Below are 19,322 nucleotides of genomic sequence, written 5' to 3' on the forward strand. Positions count from 1 at the left end.
AAAAAAACAGTGAGAATTTTAACATTTTTTATTTTGAAAAACCATAGTTATCGGGGGGGGGGGGGAAACAGGATAGATAATATGAAACAGGAAATCGAAGCTAATTACAAACAGATTAAGAGGGATATTGTAAATATCATTGAAAGTGAACTGGAACGTATCAAAAATGATCCGGATTTACAGCATTTGGTACTCCAACAGTAGACCTGATATAGTAAAAAGGAAAATAGATTCTCCAAACATTTTAACCATAAAAAAATCCCTGCAAGAACAGGGATTTTCTATAAAATTTATTTTTTTAATTAGTACTAATTTTGGAATATTCTCCTTATTCTGCCAATAATCCTTCCGATTCTACTTGATATGTATGGATCCTGATTGAATCTGTTGGTTCTTTAATTAAATAGAAGGTTTCTTTGGTGTTGTATTTTTCCCTTTTCACATCATAAATAAATACATATTCAGATATCGCACGTCTACCTTCGATGATATTGGTTTCCCATTTTAATAGATTTCTTTCTATGATTTTACCCAATTTTAAACCTACTATACTATCTTGTTTTAGAAAAGTATCTTTCGGTGTTTTTTCAAAAAAAACTTCACTAAACAATTTTAAATTGTCCTCTCTCTTATTTGATGCTAAATTATCAAAATAGGTATTTAAAACCTTTTCGCCTTCAACCTTATCTCTTTCTGTATTTTTTCGTTGTACATTTAAGTTATTACACGAAAAACTTAATGAAAGGATAGCTAATATTAATAATCTTTTCATTTACTACTAAATTAATTATTATTTCCTTTAGGTGGCTTGGATAATTTTGAAGAGACACCATTTATTTTAGGATCGTCACAATCCCATTCGATATTATAAATAATATCTTTTTTATGAATTTCGGTAATTAAGCTTCCTTTTAATTTAACCAAGGAATCACCCTTATCCCATAAAAAAATAAATAAATCATACCACCTATAATTATCTAAATGAATAATTGTATCTGTATTGCTGTCTAAATTCTTTCCTTTTAACTCGTAAAACCAAGTTCCTTTACCGTAGGTTTTTTCTGGTTTGGCAGATAAAACCAAATGGTAATTTTCTTCTTTTACATAATTTTCCTCTACCTTACAACTTTCTTCCGTTTTACATGAAAACAAGATAGAAATTATAGCCATTGAAAATAAAATCTTATATCTCATTCGTTAAAAATTAATGGTTATTTCCTTTAGGCGGTTTGAAAAACTTTGTAGATATTCCATTTAACTTTGGATCCTCACAATCCCATTGCATGTGGTAAATTGTATCCTTTTTATGAATTTCAGTAATTAAGCTTCCTTTCGCTTTAACCAAAGTATCACCCTTATCCCATAAATAATAAAAAGATTCGTACCATCTGTAATTATCTAAATGAATAATTGTATCTGTATTGCTGTCTAAATCCTTTCCTTTTACCTCATAGAACCAAGTTCCGTTGCCAGAATTTTTTTCCGGCTTCGCTGATAAAACTAAATGGTAATTTTCTTCTTTGATTGAATTTTCTATTTTTTTGCAACCTTCTTCTGTTCTGCAAGAGAGTAAAGTTGAAATTATAACTGTTGAAAATAAAATATTATATCTCATTGCTTATCTATTAAACGAATTAAAATAATTAATAATCATTTGATACATTTCACCTGATGAATAAGTTCTTCCTTCACCAGCCCTTGCACCTGTTCCTATACCAAAACTGTACTTATCTACGCCTCGGTTAATAAATTGTCTTGATTTTGGATCAAATGGTGTAGAATATCCTCCCATAAAACCGTAACCTGTACTAAAATCATAAGTTGAACCAGGTATTCCGTTTAATACAGTTTTGGTAGGATCACTATTATTATATAAATCAAAAGTACCACCTACACTAAACCCTGCCCCGGTGTAACCTGCACCACCTGAGTATGAAACAAACCAGTCAAAATTATCTTTATTATCTAGTACCATGCTAAAACCTACTGAACTTCCCCAAGCTGATGCGTTAAACGATACACCAAAAGCATCAGGTATCCAAGGTCCGTATTCCCCAGATCCATAACCGGTAACAGCAGAGTTGTTATATAGAAAATCATAAATTCCCAAATTTATATTACGGCTCCACCAATTAACAGCGTGTCTTAAACCTGAACTAGAATAAGAGTTTGTTAAATCAGCTGATAGCTTGGCTCCCATACCTGATTTCTTCCCGCCACCACCGTTAGAAGCACCACCTTTAATAATATCTATAGTAATTCCTGTATCTAATGAATACATACTTTTGATAATATCCACTCCACGCTGATAAAAAGACACACCATTATTCTCAATTTCATAAAGACCTTTATCTTGATTATACGATATACTTGCACCCGATAATCCCCATCTGTCTATCCAGTTTTGGGCTGCATCATAGCTTTCGAATAACCCCGAAGGATCACTCCAAAACACCGGATTATTAAAACCATAGCGGTAAGGAGTAAAATTAGGTGCTAACTCACTCAAAACATCCATAACATTAAATCGTCCTAACGCGCTGTCGTAATGTCTAAAATCAGTCTCTGTAACGTTTAAAGCAAAGCTGTCTTCATATTCTTTGTTTAAGAACTTATATTTATAGCCATCGCCCGGTAAATTGTTGTATCCCTGATGTTTTAAACCAAACGGGTAATAATTGTTTTCTTCTACAATTTCGGTGGCAGGGTTTATAGTTCCGTCGTTATTTAAATCGGCATATACTAAACGATTGTTGCCTAAATGGTCTTTGTAAATATAGTGATAAACATAATTGCCTCCATTATTTTTAACATATCCTTCGGCATGCGGAAAGGTCTGCAACACTCCGTTTTCATATTCAAAACCAAATAAATAATCTGTAGTCTGCGCTGCACCGGTAGCCGGTTCTACTACTTTTTTAATTTTTGTACCTGTAGCATCATACGTATAGGTAATCTTTCCTGTGGCAAAGGTAATTTCTACCGGCAGGTTTAAATGGTTATAGGTTATATCTTCTATTTCTTTGTTACTATCGGCTTTTAAATTACCAAAAGTATCGTATATATAATCTAGTCCTACTGTATTGCCGTCATTGAAACCGTCGGGGTTATTGGTAGCATCGGTTACGGTTTGCAGTTGGTTAGCGGTGTATTCGTAAGTTAAATCGTCTGTCTGTATAGGCTGACCATTTTCTTCTTGGCCGTAACGTTGCAGTGTTAAAATGTTGCCGTTTTTATCGTAGGTTAAATCTTCGGCATACTGTCCGTCACGGTTATAATTTCTGTAGCTGTAATTACCTGTTGATGTTAAGTGACTTGCATAGTTTAGCCTGTTTAAATGATCGTAATCATACCCGTACCCTTTTATCTGGTTATCTGTAAGTGTTCGCCATGCCACACTTGATATATTGCCGTTGTATTGTGGTTGCGAAGTATCCTCATTAAAAGTTTGATTGTAGTTTACGGTATAATTAAAGAGCTTGTTGGTAGATGGTCCCACGGTATTTTCTATCTGGTTAATACTACGAAGCCAGCCGCGAATATTATATCCGTAGGCTATATCTTGCAAGGGCACAGCACTTGTACCGCCTACTTTTTTAATTATTAGCTTACCTAATTCGTCGTAAATATTCTCGGCTATCAGTTTTGCCGATCCACCGTTTATTTGTTGGTTGTGAGTTCTTAAACGTTCTCTAAGATCATAGGTAAAATTATTAGTTACTGTTAGCACTGCCGCCGCCGCATCTTTTTTATTTGTGGTTATGGTTTGGGTAGGTATACCGCGAAATGGTAATACATTGTCGGTTTGTATATAACCACCCAGATAGTTTGCGGTATAGGTACGCACTGGCTGGTATTTGTTGTTGTACAGCGTGTGCGAAACATTAGCTTTGTGCTCGTCATCGGTAGTTATCACACGTGTCCAACTACCGGTTGCCAAGCCTTTTACAGCTGCTACCGTTGTTACGCCCTGTACGGCAGGAAATGACGATGGTGCACTCGGAAACTGGTAATCATCGTAATAATTTACCGTAAGCAGGTTAAAAGCCGTAGGGAATTTGGTATTGGTATAGCGTGTTGTAACACCATCTATGGTTGTATTACTTGTACTTTTAGTTTCGTTATTATCTGCCTGTGCATAAATAGATTCTTTTATTTCCTTGCGGTTTTCGGAATTTACCATGTGCCCGTTGTAAAAGCCTGTGTAAAGGGTGCGGCTTTGGTTGTCGTATTTGGTCATGATCCAGCCGGGTTCTGCATAAGTATCGAACGGGTTGTTTGCCGGTCCGGTCATCACGATACGGTCGGCTTTATCGTACACGATATACTCCCATTGTTTTTGCGGCAGCTTTTTTTCTACCAAACGGTTCTTTTCATCATACAAATACTGGTAGCAAAGCTCATTTAAATTGGTAACAGCAACAGAACCGTTCGCCAGTGGTGGAACCACATAGGCAAGGTTTCCGTAAAAATCATAAGCGTAATAAGTGTCGTGTGCCTCGTTGTTGTTATAGGTACGTTTTAACAACACTTTACCGTCAACTCCCGTAAATTCTTCGGTAGTATTGTTTACTCCGTCATCCGCTTTCCAATTTTCATTTTTTACGGTGGTTTTCTTTAAGGTATTTGCAGGGTAATAACCGTTTTCGTCTATGGTGTTTGTAAAAACTTCACGGCTACTGTTCCATTGGGTATTTACCAAATACTTTTTAACTTCGTTTGTAGTGTTAAAAGTATAGTTATAACGAATTGTATGGCGGTCGGCTTCGGCAACGGCACTGTTAATCATCCAGTCATTACCGGGAGCACCGGTTTCCAATACTCTTGCATTGGGTGAAGCCTCTAAACGGTTTTCACTGTATGGATTGGGCGCTCCATGTATGGCATTGTAATAATTATGCGTAGATTGCTTTGCATCTGTTGTATAATTTGAATTGTAAGAAGTAGAGGTCACTCCTCCAGGAAACGAAGTAACCTCCTTACCCTCGGTTGTAAATGACAGGTAGTTTTTGGTTTGTCCTAGATTTTTTTCATATTCTATATGGGTTACAATATTTTTGTCGCCTACCGGTGAAGCATTCTGCTGTACCTGCTGTATGGGGCGGCCCAAACCATCATAATAAGTAGTGGTTACAAAATCAGTGTTTGTAGCAAAGTAAAATCCTGATGGATTTCTACCGTTTTGATAAATGGTTTCGGTAGTGTAATTCTCTGTGTTGGTTTGTGCAAACGAAAAAGCACTTACCAGCAATATAATCTGTAAATAAATATAACGAATAGCGAACTTCCTGCCAACAAAAAGCCATAATCCAGTGTAGGAACCATATCGAAAAGGTATTCCGAATGTTCGCCACCGATTGTTTTTTCCCATACCACTTTTTGGCTGTAACCGCTAAATGCAGACATACCAAAGAGTAGAAAAAGTAGTCTCTTTTTCATTTACAACAATATTTATTTTGATTTTATTAAAAGGGATTTTGAATTATCTAAAGTAGTCTTAACTACTTTATTTGTAGTGTAGTTGTGTTTCATTAATGTGTTTTTATAAGTTTGGGCAAAAGTATAATAAAATGTTAAAACGAAAAATATTTTTTTTGTTTTTTTACTTCATTAATCTAATTCTACAGATATCAATTCTAAAGTTTTAATCAATTAAAAACATCTTGTTCTAACTTATAATACGATTATTCCACTCTGGTCAATTATATGTATAAATTATAATCTTTTTAGGAATTCCCAAAGCAATTAAGAAGAATTAAAGCCTTTATATTGATTGTAAAAAAAACAAGCAGGTACTTGTTTTAACAAACACCTGTTTACAAATAGAATTAATCAAGCTCCAATAGGATCGGTAAGCATTTCCCTTTAAAGTAACTTAATACGTAACCCTATTTTAGATATTGATTTGGATTATTTTATTTTCAGAAAATCAGATTTCAATCTTAAAAAAAAGTCAGCCACGCGTTGTATATGCTGTTGCATTTAGTGAGTGTTGCCAACCAAACTCACCCTACAGGTGTACAAGCACCCTCGTAATTATATTGTTATCCTATAATAAGTTCTATTCCTGCCCTGTCAACTTTATATTATATTTTTATCACCAGATTGTTATAGCTCCAATTCCTTAAAACAAATCCTTCTGTTTTGGCAATCGCTGCCTTTTCCTGCTGATCTACCAATATTAATGTTCCTACCTGATGTTCCACACATAAATCAATCAACTTTTTACTGTATTAGGTGCAGACGGTTGTTTACATAGTTGCTTTCTGCCTTTTTGAGCTTTTCTGTCGCCTTTAATTTACTTCTGAGACCTTTGTCAGACCTGCAATATTTTGAGCCAACCTTCACACGCTCCAATGATTTCTGGATAGCCAGCCTTCTGTATAGGAACTCTTCCTGAGTGCCTATCGTATATCTGGATTTACCAATCTTGACAATCAAAGGATATTCCAATGAAAGCGAAGCTTCTGCAATAACTTCTTCTTTCAGGCAGTGCGTTTCCTTTTCTATTTCAAACACCGGAAGCCAAAAGATTTTACCGTCTTGTAATTTGATATGCGATGTACAAAGTTTCACTTCTCCGTTTACCACCTGTTGCAACAACTTTCGCTTATCGGTAAAATCTTTTCCCAAATAAGTTACGTGAACAAGATTAACGAGGATAAAAAGAAATATATTGCACTGCATACTGAAGAAGCCCCTCTACTTCGATGGGCTTTTGAACAGATCCTCGAGAACAACTTCAATACCGAACAAATATGGAAAATGGTCAGAGAGAAGTCTAAGCAAAGACCACGCTTTAGCAAGAACAATTTTTGGGTTGCGTTACGAAATCCTCTTTACTGTGGCAAAATATTCATTCCTGCCTTTAAAGATGAAGAATCCTATTTTGTAAGAGGACAGCATGAGCAGTTAATTAGTGAAAGTGAATTTAGTGAAGTTCAGGATATACTTGACGGAAGAAAGCGTAATACCACTAAACCTAAAATAGTTTCAATGGACAGCTTGCCGCTTCGCGGGTTTTTACAATGTCCGAAGTGTGACCGAATGCTTATCGGTAGTGACTCTAAATGTAAAATGGGCAAATATTACTACTACTATCATTGCTCCAGCTCTTGTGGCACACGTTTTCGTGCGGAAAATGCTAATGAAATATTTGAACAGCAATTACAAAACATGCTGCCAAAAGCCGGAATGGCTGAACTCTTTTCTGAAATGATTGTCAATGAATATATCAGTCAGGGAAAGCAGCAGAATTTGGAACGCAAACAGATCTTATCTCTAATAGAGGAATTAAACAAACGAATTCAGAAAGCGCTGATTCAAAAAGTGGACGGAACTTTGGATAATGACGACTATGTTTTCATCAAAAAAGATACCCACGCAAAAATAGAACGATTGGAGTTTGATCTTTCACTTCTTTCGTACCGAAATAACGAAATAGCCAAACTTTTAAAAAGTGAGTTAAGCAAGATTGGGAATATGGGAAACCTCTACAAATATGGGACAATAGAACAAAAACGTCAGATAATAAGTTCGATATTCCCTGAAAATCTGATTTTTGACGGAGAGCGACATCGAACTCATAAAATTAATTCGACTGTTTCGCTTATCTTCAGTAAAACCAATGAATTGAAAGAAAGTAAAAAAGGGATAAATCTAAAAAAAGATTTATCCCTACAAGTGACCCGACTGGGGCTCGAACCCAGGACCCCAACATTAAAAGTGTTGTGCTCTACCAACTGAGCTATCGAGTCAATAATATCAATATTTTAAAAGTAACTGTGATCAGATTCGAACTGACACGTCTTGATGACACCACCCCCTCAAGATGGCGAGTCTACCAATTCCTCCACACAGCCTTTACTATGTGACCCGACTGGGGCTCGAACCCAGGACCCCAACATTAAAAGTGTTGTGCTCTACCAACTGAGCTATCGAGTCTAAATTACTTTTGAATGGTCATTATTGTGACCCAATCAGGATTCGAACCTGAGACCTACTGCTTAGAAGGCAGTTGCTCTATCCAGCTGAGCTATTGGGCCGAACCTAAGCGCAAGGCTTAATTTGTCGGGGTGGCAGGATTCGAACCTGCGGCCTCCTGCTCCCAAAGCAGGCGCGATAACCGGGCTACGCTACACCCCGAAAAGCGGAGAGACAGGGACTCGAACCCTGGCGACAGTTACCCGTCGACAGATTAGCAATCTGCTCCGTTACCACTCCGGCACCTCTCCTACTAAACTAACATTTTAATTAGTTATGCGGTTGCAAATGTATAACCAGATTTAAGATTTTGCAAGTGTTTATTTGATTTTTTTATTAAACAAACTGTACAAAATCACTATAACATTAATAATCAACCATATAAAAACACAGTTTTTTTTACATTAATTTAACCTATTCATACCAATACAATTCAATTATAAAATTTTGTTGTAAAAAACAATAATATTTTAGTAAATTCGCACTAAACTAAACATATATTATTTTATGAATAAGAAAGTAGTAATTGTATCTGCTGCAAGAACTCCAATAGGAAGTTTTATGGGCGCATTATCTACAGTTTCTGCTCCAAAATTAGGTGCAGCAGCGATTAAAGGTGCATTAGAAAAAATCAATTTAGATCCAAATAAAGTTGACGAAGTTTTAATGGGGAATGTAGTTCAGGCTGGTGTAGGTCAGGCTCCTGCTCGTCAAGCTGCATTATTAGCAGGTTTATCTAACAATGTTGCTTGTACTACGGTAAATAAAGTGTGCGCTTCTGGTATGAAAGCAATTATGCAAGGTGCACAAGCTATTGCTAACGGCGATGCTGAAATTGTTGTAGCCGGAGGAATGGAAAACATGAGTATGATTCCACATTACGCTAATCTTAGAACAGGTGTTAAGTTTGGCGGAACTGCGTTTACAGACGGTATGCAAAAAGATGGATTAAGCGATGCTTACGAAAATCAGGCAATGGGTGTTTATGCCGATGCTACTGCAACTGAACATAATATTACAAGAGAACAACAAGATGAGTTTGCAATCAATTCATACAAAAAATCTGCTGCTGCTTGGGATGCAGGTAAATTTGCTGCAGAAGTTGTTCCTGTTGCTGTTCCTCAACGTAAAGGTGATCCAATCATGGTTACTAAAGATGAAGAATATACTAACGTAAAATTAGATAAAATTCCGGTATTAAATCCTGCTTTTACAAAAGACGGAACAGTTACTGCTGCAAACGCATCAACAATTAATGATGGAGCTGCTGCCGTAATTTTAATGAGCGAAGAAAAAGCAAACGAATTAGGTTTAAAACCTTTAGCATACATTAAAGGATTTGCAGATGCTGCGCAAGAACCAAAATGGTTTACAACAGCACCGGCAAAAGCATTACCAAAAGCATTAGACAAAGCAGGTGTTTCTATTAACGATGTTGATTTCTTTGAATTCAACGAGGCTTTTTCTGTTGTTGGTATTGCTAATACAAACCTTCTAAAGTTAGATCCTGCTAAAATCAATGTTAATGGTGGTGCGGTATCTTTAGGTCACCCACTTGGTTGTTCTGGTGCGCGCGTTGTTGTAACGTTGCTTAACGTTTTAGAACAAAATAACGGTAAAATTGGTGCGGCTGCTATCTGTAATGGTGGTGGTGGTGCTTCGGCAATCGTTATCGAAAAAATTTAATTCTGTAAAATTTTTTATAAAGATGAGAAGGAATTTAAAACCTTCTCATCTCTTTTTTTAGATTTCAAAATATGTATGCACTTTGTAATTTAGCTATTGTTCCCTTGCGGTTTGAACCTTCAGACCGAAGTGAATTAGTTACACAGGTTCTTTTTGGAGAAACGTTTACAATTTTAGAAAAAAAAGAAAAATGGTCTAGAATTTCCTTGGCTGCCGATATGTACGAAGGCTGGATAGACAACAAGCAATTTACAGAAATTACCGAAGATCAATATAAAAAGATACAGGAAAGTGCAAAATTCTATTGTGCCGATTTAATTGATTATTTAACAGGAAAGAATACTTTAATTCCTGTTTCGTTAGGAAGCGATTTATCTTACCTGACGTTTGCCGATATCAATTCGCAAGAATTAACGTTCGATGGAACCATGATTACCGGTATTCAACCAAAAACAAATCTTTTACAAACTGCTTTTTTGTACTTAAACGCTCCTTATTTATGGGGTGGCAAAACGCCTTTCGGTATAGATTGTTCGGGTTTTACGCAAATGGTTTATCGTTTAAACGGATACTACATTCCGCGCGATGCATCGCAACAAGCAAAAATCGGCGAAGCTTTAAGTTTTATAGAAGAAAGCGAAGTTGGTGATTTAGCTTTTTTCGATAATGAAGAAGGAAACATCATTCACGTGGGCATCATCATGGAAAACAACTACATTATCCATGCACACGGAAAAGTTCGTATTGACCGTTTAGATCATTTAGGAATTCTGAATATCGATAGTGGTCGCCATACACACAAACTTCGAGTAATTAAAAAAATCATTTAATTTTTAATTCTACATTTCTTTTTTAGAATGCTTATCTTTGCCCAAAATATTTTTTATGGCAACTTTTGAGCAATTCAATCTACCAAAATCTTTACAAAAAGCAATAGACGATTTAGGTTTCACCACTCCTACTCCAATTCAGGAAAAATCTTTCAATATCATATTGTCTGGTAAAGATGTTATGGGAATCGCTCAAACCGGAACAGGAAAAACATTTGCCTATCTGTTACCAATTTTAAAACAATGGAAATTTCAACCCACCGATGCGCCTCGTGTGGCTATTTTGCTACCTACCCGAGAATTGGTAGTTCAGGTGGTAGAAGAAGTTGAAAAACTGACAAAATACATGTCTATTCGCACTTTAGGAATTTACGGTGGCGTTAATATCAACACTCAAAAAACATCGGTTTACGAAGGGATTGATATTTTGGTGGGAACTCCCGGTAGAGTAATGGATTTGGCTTTAGATAATATTTTGCGTTTTGATAATTTGCAGAAATTGGTTATTGATGAGTTTGATGAAATACTAAATTTAGGTTTCCGTACACAGTTAACCGCGATTCTTTCAATGATGAAGGATAAAAAGCAGAACATTCTTTTTTCTGCAACAATGACCGAGGAAGTTGATGAAATCTTAGATGATTATTTTAATTTTCCTGAAGAAGTTTCGTTGGCACCATCGGGAACTCCGTTAGAAAAAATTAAGCAAACGGCTTATGTTGTTCCTAATTTTCTTACCAAATTAAATATTTTAAAGGATATTTTAACGAATGACGAAACCACAACCCGAGTTTTATTATTTGTGAACAACAAACGCTTGGCAGATTATGTTTTGGAACATATCGATGAAGAATTTCCTGGTCAGTTCGGCGTGATTCATTCTAACAAAACTCAAAATTACCGTTTAAACACCATGGAATTGTTTCAAAACGGCGAATTGCGTGGTTTGGTTACAACCGATGTTATGGCGCGTGGTTTGGATATTACCGATATTACCCATGTTTTTAACCTGCAAATGCCCGAAATTCCTGAACAATACATTCACCGTATTGGTAGAACAGGGCGTGCCGATAAAGAAGGTGCTGCCGTTAGCTTTATTAGTCCGAAAGAAGAAGAAACACATTTTGATATTGAAGCTTTAATGGATTATGAAATTCCTTTGATGGACATTCCTAGCCATGTGGTTATTGCAGAACAGCGTTTAGAGTTTGAAAAAGACAAAGTTAAAATGAAAACCAACAAGCGTAAAATTGATACCGAACGCGGTGAGGCTTTTCATGAGAAAAAAGATAAAAACAAAAAGGTAAATTTAGGTGGTCCTGGTAAACGAACACCAAGAAAATCGGCACCAAGAAACCGTGCAGTTGAACGTAAACGAGATGAAAAACGTAAGAAAAAATAAAAAAAGGGATTTTTTAAAACAATCCCTTTTTTTAGTCTTTCAACAACTGCTGCTTATATTTCGAAATATGTTCTAAAACTTCTGGTTCAGGTTTTGGATACGAAATATCTTTATACTTTTTCAAGGTATCATAAATAATTTTTGCCACAATTAATCGGCTTACATCTTTATCATCACTTGGAATTATGAACCACTCACCTTTTTTATGACTGCTATTCTTTAAAATTTCTTCGTAACAAAACTGGTATTTCTCCCAAAAGCCACGTTCAGTTAAATCGCCCGGAGAAAATTTCCATTGGTGTTTTGGCTTGTCAATACGTTTTAACAAACGGTTTTTCTGTTCGTCTTTACTTAAATGCAAATAGAATTTTAAAATAATCACGCCGTTTTCTGCCCAAAATTTTTCAAACTGAACCATTCGCTGCATACGGTTATTCCAAAAATCATCGGTTAAATTATCTATATCAATATCCGGATTTCGTTCATTCATTAAATATTCCGGATGCACGCGCGTAATCAAAACATTTTCGTATTGCGTTCGGTTAAATATGGTAAACTTTCCTTTTTCGGGTAATTTGGTATAATGCCTCCACATAAAATCGTGCTGTAATTCTTTGTACGATGGCGTTTTAAAACTTTCAACAACCACCCCACGCGGATTAAATCCTTTAAAAACTTCACGAACCATACTGTCTTTTCCGGCTGTATCCATTCCCTGAAAACATATTAAAACCGAATATCGGTCGTCGGCGTACATCATATCCTGTAGTTCGGCGATCTTTTTACTGTACTTTTTAATTTCCTTTTTTAAACTGATTGGATCTAAACCGGTATTGTATTTTGTTGGAATTTCTTTTAAGTTTAAATTTTCGGGAACTTTAAAATAATTGCGTTTCATATTATACTTTTTCTCTAAATTAGTCAATAAAATTTTAGCAATGAAAAAATATTTGCTTACCTCGTGGTTAAAAATCGCGGGAATTGTAGCCGCATCGGGCATTGGATATCAAAATAACGAAATTCAGCTGGTTTCTGATAACGGAAATGCGCTGTATCATTATTTTGTAACGAATGATTCGCTGGCGAAATATTCTTTAGATGGGGAGTTGATTACTGACAATATGCCGAAATCTGAAAAATACGATTTGGAATCATTTGCAACTGTTGACAATACCTGGTATGCATTTGGATCGGGATCAAAAGAAAACAGAAACGTAGGTTTCATGGTTAATAAATTCTCTAAATACTCTACAAAATTAGATTTAACGGGACTTTATGACGAAATGAAGAGCTTTTCTGAATTAACTACCGATGATTTTAATATTGAAGCGGTTACTACTTACAACGAAGATTGGCTTTTTATAAATCGAGGCAACGGACCAAAAAATCCAAACTATATTTATGTTGTGCAGGGAAAAAACTTAATCGATGATTTCAATATTTACTTTTTTGAGTTTGATCTGCCTAAAATAAATAACGTTCAAAGCGGATTTTCTGATGCAACCGTAATTAACAATACGCTATATTTTATTGCGACTGCAGAAGACGAAACATCGACTTATAATGACGGAGCCATAAAAGGAAGTCTTTTTGGTGCGATTGATTTAAAAAAGATGAAATTGCTTTTCACCGAAAAAATTAGCGATACCAATAAGTTTGAAGGAATTACCGTTCTTGAACAAAATAAAAAGAATGTAACTTTTGCCCTATGTGAAGATACAGATGATGCTAAAAATAAAGAAGCTATCATCTACAAATTACAAGTTGATTTAAAAGGAAAAATAAAATAAGCAGTAAATTACTGCTTATTTTTCTTCTTTTACTTTAAAGTTAGGTGTTGGTACACTTGCCCAATTTTCGCCCGTTTTTATTCTATACAGTTGCATTTCGCTAATACCAAACTGTTTGGCAATTATTTTCATTCTGGTTTTTCGCTGCGGATCAAAAATCATTCGTTTAATACGCATAACCTGCGTAGAATCTAACTTCATTCCTTTTTGTGACAAACGTTTCTTTTCGATACGCTTCACGTGCCCTTCCTTAACATTCGGGTTAATACGCTGGTGTGCGTACTTTTCCGGTTCGGTAACCCATTTTAAATTGGTATAATGATCGTTTAAATTATCAAAATCTAAATGAATAACAAAATTATGCTCGTCGCAAGGTTTATTTACAAAAGCTTCTGCAACCGCGCGCGAAAGCATTACATGTTTGTGAGCATAACCTGTACCGCATTCTTTAGCAACTTTATGCCTGAAAATTCGTAAATTGTTGGTAACATTTGGTTTAAGCAAAGTACCATCGGTAAAATGCTCTTTATAACTTATTAAACGTCCGAAGTTTGAAACCGCATAACGCAATCTTTTTTTGACTCCGAGATTTAATTCAACAAAATTTTCACCGGGATATAAAACTAACATAACAATTATCTTAAATTAAATTTACTTGTTCTTTTAGATAATTTTTTTGGCTATTTATGTAGTGTTTTCTGTTTTAAAGGTTAGCAAATATAGGTCTTTTTATTGGTTACTTGCTCTTTATAAAATGTTATTTTTAACAATGTAAGTGTTAATTTTTTCGGGTGTGGTAAAAGGTGCAAAACGTTTTATGGGAATTCCCTCATTATCAATTAAAAACTTTGTAAAGTTCCATTTAATTGAATTTGTAATAAAACCCGGCAATTGTTTTTTTAAGAATTTAAACAGCGGATGCGCGTTTTTTCCGTTCACATCAACCTTCTCAAAAACAGGAAATGAAACGCCGTAATTAATCAGACAATTATTTTTTATTGATGCAGAATCTCCGGGTTCCTGATTATTAAACTGATTGCACGGAAATGCCAAAATCACCAAACCTTGATCTTTATATTGCTGATACAACTTTTCCAAACCTTCGTACTGCGGAGTAAAACCACATTTGCTGGCGGTGTTTACAATTAAGAGCGTTTTGTTTTTAAAATCGGAAAAATCGATTTCTTTTCCCTGTAATGTTTTCGCTTTAAAATTATAGATTGATTCCATTTAGTTTCAGAAATAAAAAATGCACCATTGCTGATGCATTTTAAGGTTATTTTTTTAAGTGCGTCATAAAGTAATCGGCAATTTTCGCATTTAAATGTACTCTGTCTCTACCTAAAACGTTGTGTTCGTGGGTTGGGTACAAAAAGTAATCTACCTGTTTGCCTTCTTTAATACATTTTTCAATGAATTCCATACTGTGCTGTTGCACAACAACCGGATCTTGTGCGCCGTGAATCATCAACAATCTTCCTTTTAAATTTTTTACTTTATTTAAGGTTGATGTTTTTTCGTAACCTTCTGGATTTTCTTCTGGAGTATCCATATATCTTTCGCCATACATTACTTCGTACCATTTCCAATCGATAACTGGTCCGCCGGCAACACCTACTTTAAAAGTATCAGGATAATTCAGCATTAAACTTGTGGTCATAAATCCACCGAAAGACCATCCGTAAACTCCGATTTTATCAGCATCTACAAACTTTTTCGTTTTTAAAAACTCCACACCTTTCATTTGATCTGCCATTTCATTCTGACCCAATTCTCTGTGAATTACGTGTTCAAAATCACGTCCGCGGTTTTCACTTCCTCTGTTATCTAACGTAAACACCACAAAACCTTGCTGCGCCATGTAATAGTCAAATCCGCCGGCACCACCGCCAAATCGGTTAGAAACCAATTGCGCATGAGGTCCACCGTAAACGTAAACCATCACCGGATATTTCTCGTTCTCGTTAAAATTTGCAGGGTACAGAATTCTTCCGTTCAAATTCGTTTTTCCGTCGGCAGCTTTAATGGTAACCATTTCTACTTTAGGCAACACGGTTTTACCTTCGTACGGGTTTGGCGCATTCAACAGTTCAATAGTCGATTTTCCGTTAACCGCATTCAAAGAAACGTTGTTAGGCGTAGTAAAATTGGTGTATTGCGAATAGTACCACGTTTTATCTTTATTCATTTCTACCGAATACGTTGCAGATGTTTTTGTAACCGGAATGGTTTTTCCTGATTTTAAATCTACCTTATACAGTAATTTATCCATACCCTTATTTGCGGTACCCATGTAGTAAATTTCTTTTGGCGAAACATCTACAAAACCTTTAAAAAGAACGTCTTTATACACATAACTGTTTAACTGCTTACCGCTTGTGTTATAACGATACATTTGGCGGTAACCGTCTTTTTCTGATACATAGATGAATTCTTTATCGTTTAAAAACTTTAAAGGTGTGTTAGGCTCTACATAGGTTTTGCTTTTTTCTTCGAACAATTGCTTGTCTAATTTACCGGTAGCAGCCGTGTATCTTTGCAATTTTAAATGATTTTGACCACGATTTAACACCCCAACATAAACCGATTCGCTATTTGGCGACCAAGTTGGCATTGTTAAAAACTGTTCTTTATCACCTTCTATATTTAACGGAGTTGTAGTTTTTGTATCGATATCGTAAACATGTAATGAAACCTCTTCTGATTTCAAGCCTGCCATTGGATATTTGATTGGTTTTTCTTCGGCAATTCTTGCTCCAAAATCAACCAACGGATAGTCTTCCACCATACGTTCGTCTTTTTTATAGAACAGAATTTTCTTGCTGTCTGGGCTGATCCACATTCCGCGATCAATACCAAATTCATTTCTGTGGGTATTACTGCTTCCGTTAATCACATGATCCGGATCGTTTGTAACCTTAATTACTTCCCCATTACTCAAAACAATTTCTACATTGTTTTGATTTAGATATGCAATATAATTTTTGTTCGGAGCAATGACTTCTTCTGCCGATGAAGCATTGAATTTAATAGTCTTAGAAACCTTTTTAGTTTCAACGTTATAAATTACAAAGTATTTATCGTTTTCGCCTTGATAAGTAAAAGCAAATTCTTTATCGTTTTCCCAATGATAATCAAAAGGGATGGTTCTTAATGATACTTTTTCGTTGGTAGCTGCTGCAATAGCATTTTCTAAATCGGCAGTAGTAACAAAATTTTCAACAGTTGATTTATCTGTTTTCTTAGAAACCAACGCTTTGTAAGTAGCATCGATATACGTAAGTTCGCTATTTGTACGCCACTGCGCACCGTAAATTGCTTTTGTACCAAAACCTCTTTGAGCACCTAATGTAGCTTCTTCTATAGTTAAATTATTTTGAGCCTGCGATAAAAAACCGCCCAGCATAAAAGCAAATAAAGTAAGTTTTTTCATAAAAAATATTTCTGCTAATTTAGTTGATGTATTATTGTGTGATTGTTGTTTTATAGTAATTTTTGAATCTGATTTTCTAAATCGGTTAAATTCTTGAAATATTCAAATTCTAAATTGATCTTATTTTTCTTAAGCGATTTTACCAATTCTAATATCAAATCTAACGGATCTGCTTCTATCCCTTCCATTTTTTCATTGAAATCTAAACCAGCAATAAAGCTTTCATTGTAAACATTTACCAAATAATCTTCAATAAATGTAGCAATACAAATTTCTTGTGGTTTGTAATTCTGCCAATCATCAATACAACATTTTGCAGCTGTTTGCCTGTTGGACCAAAAACAAACAACATTTACCGGGTTTCCTGCATCGTCTTTAAACAACAATGATTGCGATATCGCAATTTCGTCTTTAAATTCAATTACAAAAACCTTATTGTTTTTAATTATATTGTCTATAAAATTTTCTACCACTATAATTTATTAAAGTTAAACGATAAATTTACCATCGCTCATTACTAATTTTCGATCTGCCAAATTCGCCAATTCTTCGTTATGCGTAACAATTACAAACGTTTGTCCGAAATTATCGCGCAGTTTAAAGAATAATTCATGTAAATTTTCTGCTGAATTGGTATCTAAATTTCCCGAAGGTTCATCGGCAAAAATTACCGAAGGCTTATTAATTAAAGCTCTGGCAACTGCAACGCGTTGTTGTTCTCCACCAGATAATTCCGACGGAAAATGATTTATTCTGTGGCTTAACCCCAAATAATCTAAAAGTTCTTTCGCATCTTTTTCGGCTTCGGTTTTTGATTTTCCTAAAATAAATGCGGGAATACAAACATTTTCCAAAGCGGTAAACTCTGGCAATAACTGATGAAACTGAAAAATAAAACCTAAATTTTTATTTCTAAATGCAGCTAATTGCTGATCCTTCAAACTTAAAACATCGGTATCATTTATGGTTAGTTTGGCGTTTGTATTCTTTTCGGGGTCATCTAAAACTCCTAAAATTTGCAGTAAAGTTGTTTTACCGGCACCAGACGATCCAACAATGGCAACAATTTCACCTTTTTTAATTTCTAAAGAAACATTCTTTAAAACTTCTAAACCATTAAATTGTTTACTTATATTTTCAGCTTTAATCATACTTGTAAATTTACAAAACGAATTTACTTAAACTTTTAGTTAAATAATATAAATGGCACTTTTTTTAATCGTAATTTTAAATTTAATCATTAAAACAAAACTAATCTAACCGTATGGATTCAAATAAAAATGAAACTGCCATTTTTGCGAATGGATGTTTTTGGTGTTCTGAAGCCATTTTTCAGAAAATTAACGGAGTAAAAGAAGTAAAACCAGGATATATCGGCGGAAAAACCGAAAATCCGACTTATGAAGATGTTTGTACTGGGTTAACAGATCATGCTGAAGCTATTGAAATTATTTTTGATAATAAGATAGTAAGCTATCAGGAATTGTTAGAAGTTTTTTTTGCAACACACGATCCTACTACATTAAACCGACAAGGAAGTGATGTTGGAACGCAGTACAGAAGCGAAATTTTTTACACGACAAAAGATCAAAAAGAACAAGCGGAACTATTTGTAAAAACATTAAATGAAGAAAATATCTTTGAAAAACGTGTTGTTACAAAAGTAACCGAAGCTACAACATTTTATTTCGCAGAAAATTATCATCAAAATTATTTTAACAATAATCCGGAAAAATCATATTGTGCCATGGTTATTTCGCCTAAAGTGAAGAAATTCGAAAAGTTTTTTCAGGAGTATGTCACTAAATAATTGGCACATACTTTGCTAACTATTAAATAGTTAAATTATTTAAAATGAATGAAATTGTAGTTCAGCCAGAAACAAATGTTACCGATAAAAATAAATATCGATTACTGTTTTTAGGCTTATTGTTTGATTTTATTGGAACACTTTCGTTTGCAATTCCGTTTCTAGGAGAATTTGCAGATGTTATTTGGGCACCAATCTCGGCAATATTACTCAAAACCATGTATAAAGGTAAAATAGGAACAATTGGCGGTATTATATCTTTTGTTGAAGAAGCCTTACCCGGATTGGATTTTATACCAACCTTTACCCTAACTTGGATTTATACCTATGTAATTAAGAACAACAAATAAAAAAGCCCCCAAATAGTTTTTACTTTTTGGGGGCAGTT

At 34.9% G+C, this 19,322-nt stretch carries 20 protein-coding genes, 6 tRNA genes and 1 pseudogene; 8 read left to right on the forward strand and 19 right to left on the reverse strand.

Annotated elements, in window-relative coordinates; genetic code table 11:
* Positions 1-204 (forward strand): hypothetical protein (locus tag BM253_RS17540; protein ID WP_450088498.1); only part of this gene is annotated, 204 nt, incomplete at its 5' end.
* 124 nt (positions 205-328) lie between these two features.
* Here the strand turns inward: BM253_RS17540 and BM253_RS12715 are convergent.
* The 7 genes from BM253_RS12715 to BM253_RS17545 all read right to left on the reverse strand — a co-directional run bounded on the left by BM253_RS12715 (position 329) and on the right by BM253_RS17545 (position 6,687).
* A complete protein-coding gene (locus BM253_RS12715) occupies positions 329-772 on the reverse strand; it encodes a hypothetical protein (RefSeq protein WP_091524984.1) in 444 nt (147 codons plus the stop codon).
* 11 nt (positions 773-783) lie between these two features.
* Positions 784-1,194 carry a hypothetical protein gene (locus BM253_RS12720; protein ID WP_143095659.1) on the reverse strand — a complete coding sequence of 137 codons (411 nt, stop codon included), beginning with the start codon at positions 1,192-1,194 and terminating at the stop codon, positions 784-786.
* A 10-nt stretch (positions 1,195-1,204) separates the two neighbouring features.
* Complete coding sequence (locus BM253_RS12725; RefSeq protein WP_091524993.1) at positions 1,205-1,615, reverse strand: restriction endonuclease subunit S domain-containing protein; 411 nt, start codon at positions 1,613-1,615, stop codon at positions 1,205-1,207.
* A gap of 3 nt (positions 1,616-1,618) precedes the next feature.
* Positions 1,619-5,251, reverse strand: coding sequence for a DUF6443 domain-containing protein (locus tag BM253_RS12730; protein ID WP_177205782.1), 3,633 nt, complete (start codon positions 5,249-5,251; stop codon positions 1,619-1,621).
* Positions 5,242-5,439 (reverse strand): hypothetical protein, encoded by a 198-nt coding sequence (locus BM253_RS17365; RefSeq protein WP_177205783.1) that lies wholly within the window; start codon positions 5,437-5,439, stop codon positions 5,242-5,244. The genes BM253_RS12730 and BM253_RS17365 overlap by 10 nt, the downstream gene beginning before the upstream one ends.
* A gap of 647 nt (positions 5,440-6,086) precedes the next feature.
* A complete protein-coding gene (locus BM253_RS17620; protein WP_317040961.1) occupies positions 6,087-6,221 on the reverse strand; it encodes a hypothetical protein in 135 nt (44 codons plus the stop codon).
* A 4-nt stretch (positions 6,222-6,225) separates the two neighbouring features.
* Entirely contained in the window at positions 6,226-6,687 is a 462-nt protein-coding gene (locus BM253_RS17545; RefSeq protein WP_317040962.1) for a hypothetical protein, read from the reverse strand.
* On the opposite strand from BM253_RS17545, the pseudogene BM253_RS17705 reads away from it, so the two are divergent.
* Positions 6,643-6,903 (forward strand): annotated as a pseudogene (locus BM253_RS17705) (recombinase family protein); the annotation flags it as partial. The gene BM253_RS17545 and the pseudogene BM253_RS17705 sit on opposite strands and share 45 nt — an antisense overlap.
* 781 nt (positions 6,904-7,684) lie before the next feature.
* Here the strand turns inward: BM253_RS17705 and BM253_RS12745 are convergent.
* From BM253_RS12745 to BM253_RS12770, 6 genes are all read right to left on the reverse strand, one after another.
* Positions 7,685-7,757 (reverse strand) — tRNA-Lys (locus tag BM253_RS12745).
* Between the two features lie 22 nt (positions 7,758-7,779).
* Positions 7,780-7,862 (reverse strand) — tRNA-Leu (locus BM253_RS12750).
* Between the two features lie 9 nt (positions 7,863-7,871).
* Positions 7,872-7,944: transfer RNA gene (locus BM253_RS12755), tRNA-Lys, on the reverse strand.
* Positions 7,945-7,971: 27 nt separating this feature from the next.
* Positions 7,972-8,045: transfer RNA gene (locus BM253_RS12760), tRNA-Arg, on the reverse strand.
* Between the two features lie 25 nt (positions 8,046-8,070).
* Positions 8,071-8,145: transfer RNA gene (locus tag BM253_RS12765), tRNA-Pro, on the reverse strand.
* Positions 8,146-8,150: 5 nt separating this feature from the next.
* A tRNA-Ser gene (locus tag BM253_RS12770) sits at positions 8,151-8,234 on the reverse strand.
* A 256-nt stretch (positions 8,235-8,490) separates the two neighbouring features.
* On the opposite strand from BM253_RS12770, the gene BM253_RS12775 reads away from it, so the two are divergent.
* The 3 genes from BM253_RS12775 to BM253_RS12785 all read left to right on the forward strand — a co-directional run bounded on the left by BM253_RS12775 (position 8,491) and on the right by BM253_RS12785 (position 11,901).
* On the forward strand, positions 8,491-9,669 hold the full coding sequence (locus BM253_RS12775) for an acetyl-CoA C-acyltransferase (protein ID WP_091525004.1): 1,179 nt from the start codon (positions 8,491-8,493) through the stop codon (positions 9,667-9,669).
* Positions 9,670-9,740: 71 nt separating this feature from the next.
* Positions 9,741-10,499 (forward strand): C40 family peptidase, encoded by a 759-nt coding sequence (locus tag BM253_RS12780; protein WP_091525007.1) that lies wholly within the window; start codon positions 9,741-9,743, stop codon positions 10,497-10,499.
* Positions 10,500-10,554: 55 nt separating this feature from the next.
* Positions 10,555-11,901: a DEAD/DEAH box helicase gene (locus tag BM253_RS12785; protein ID WP_091525011.1), complete on the forward strand. Its 1,347-nt coding sequence runs from the start codon at positions 10,555-10,557 to the stop codon at positions 11,899-11,901.
* Between the two features lie 31 nt (positions 11,902-11,932).
* Here the strand turns inward: BM253_RS12785 and BM253_RS12790 are convergent, their stop codons facing one another.
* Positions 11,933-12,799, reverse strand: a complete 867-nt coding sequence (locus BM253_RS12790; protein ID WP_091525139.1) for a PPK2 family polyphosphate kinase — start codon at positions 12,797-12,799, stop codon at positions 11,933-11,935.
* Positions 12,800-12,839: 40 nt separating this feature from the next.
* Between BM253_RS12790 and BM253_RS12795 the strand changes: the two genes are divergently transcribed.
* Positions 12,840-13,691 (forward strand): DUF6929 family protein, encoded by an 852-nt coding sequence (locus BM253_RS12795; RefSeq protein WP_091525014.1) that lies wholly within the window; start codon positions 12,840-12,842, stop codon positions 13,689-13,691.
* 15 nt (positions 13,692-13,706) lie between these two features.
* On the opposite strand, the gene BM253_RS12800 is transcribed toward BM253_RS12795, so the two are convergent.
* The 5 genes from BM253_RS12800 to BM253_RS12820 all read right to left on the reverse strand — a co-directional run bounded on the left by BM253_RS12800 (position 13,707) and on the right by BM253_RS12820 (position 18,275).
* Entirely contained in the window at positions 13,707-14,321 is a 615-nt protein-coding gene (locus BM253_RS12800; RefSeq protein WP_091525016.1) for an NUMOD4 domain-containing protein, read from the reverse strand.
* A gap of 117 nt (positions 14,322-14,438) precedes the next feature.
* Complete coding sequence (locus BM253_RS12805) at positions 14,439-14,921, reverse strand: glutathione peroxidase (protein WP_091525019.1); 483 nt, start codon at positions 14,919-14,921, stop codon at positions 14,439-14,441.
* A 46-nt stretch (positions 14,922-14,967) separates the two neighbouring features.
* Positions 14,968-17,124 (reverse strand): S9 family peptidase, encoded by a 2,157-nt coding sequence (locus BM253_RS12810; protein ID WP_091525022.1) that lies wholly within the window; start codon positions 17,122-17,124, stop codon positions 14,968-14,970.
* 50 nt (positions 17,125-17,174) lie between these two features.
* On the reverse strand, positions 17,175-17,597 hold the full coding sequence (locus BM253_RS12815) for a DUF2750 domain-containing protein (protein ID WP_177205784.1): 423 nt from the start codon (positions 17,595-17,597) through the stop codon (positions 17,175-17,177).
* A 15-nt stretch (positions 17,598-17,612) separates the two neighbouring features.
* Positions 17,613-18,275 carry an ABC transporter ATP-binding protein gene (locus BM253_RS12820; protein WP_091525027.1) on the reverse strand — a complete coding sequence of 221 codons (663 nt, stop codon included), beginning with the start codon at positions 18,273-18,275 and terminating at the stop codon, positions 17,613-17,615.
* 113 nt (positions 18,276-18,388) lie between these two features.
* Between BM253_RS12820 and msrA the strand changes: the two genes are divergently transcribed.
* Both msrA and BM253_RS12830 read left to right on the forward strand, forming a co-directional pair.
* Positions 18,389-18,934, forward strand: coding sequence for a peptide-methionine (S)-S-oxide reductase MsrA (msrA, locus tag BM253_RS12825; RefSeq protein WP_091525030.1), 546 nt, complete (start codon positions 18,389-18,391; stop codon positions 18,932-18,934).
* Positions 18,935-18,978: 44 nt separating this feature from the next.
* Positions 18,979-19,284: a hypothetical protein gene (locus BM253_RS12830; protein WP_091525032.1), complete on the forward strand. Its 306-nt coding sequence runs from the start codon at positions 18,979-18,981 to the stop codon at positions 19,282-19,284.
* Positions 19,285-19,322 lie beyond the last annotated feature (38 nt).

Source organism: Paenimyroides ummariense (assembly GCF_900115115.1).
Taxonomy (GTDB): domain Bacteria; phylum Bacteroidota; class Bacteroidia; order Flavobacteriales; family Flavobacteriaceae; genus Flavobacterium; species Flavobacterium ummariense.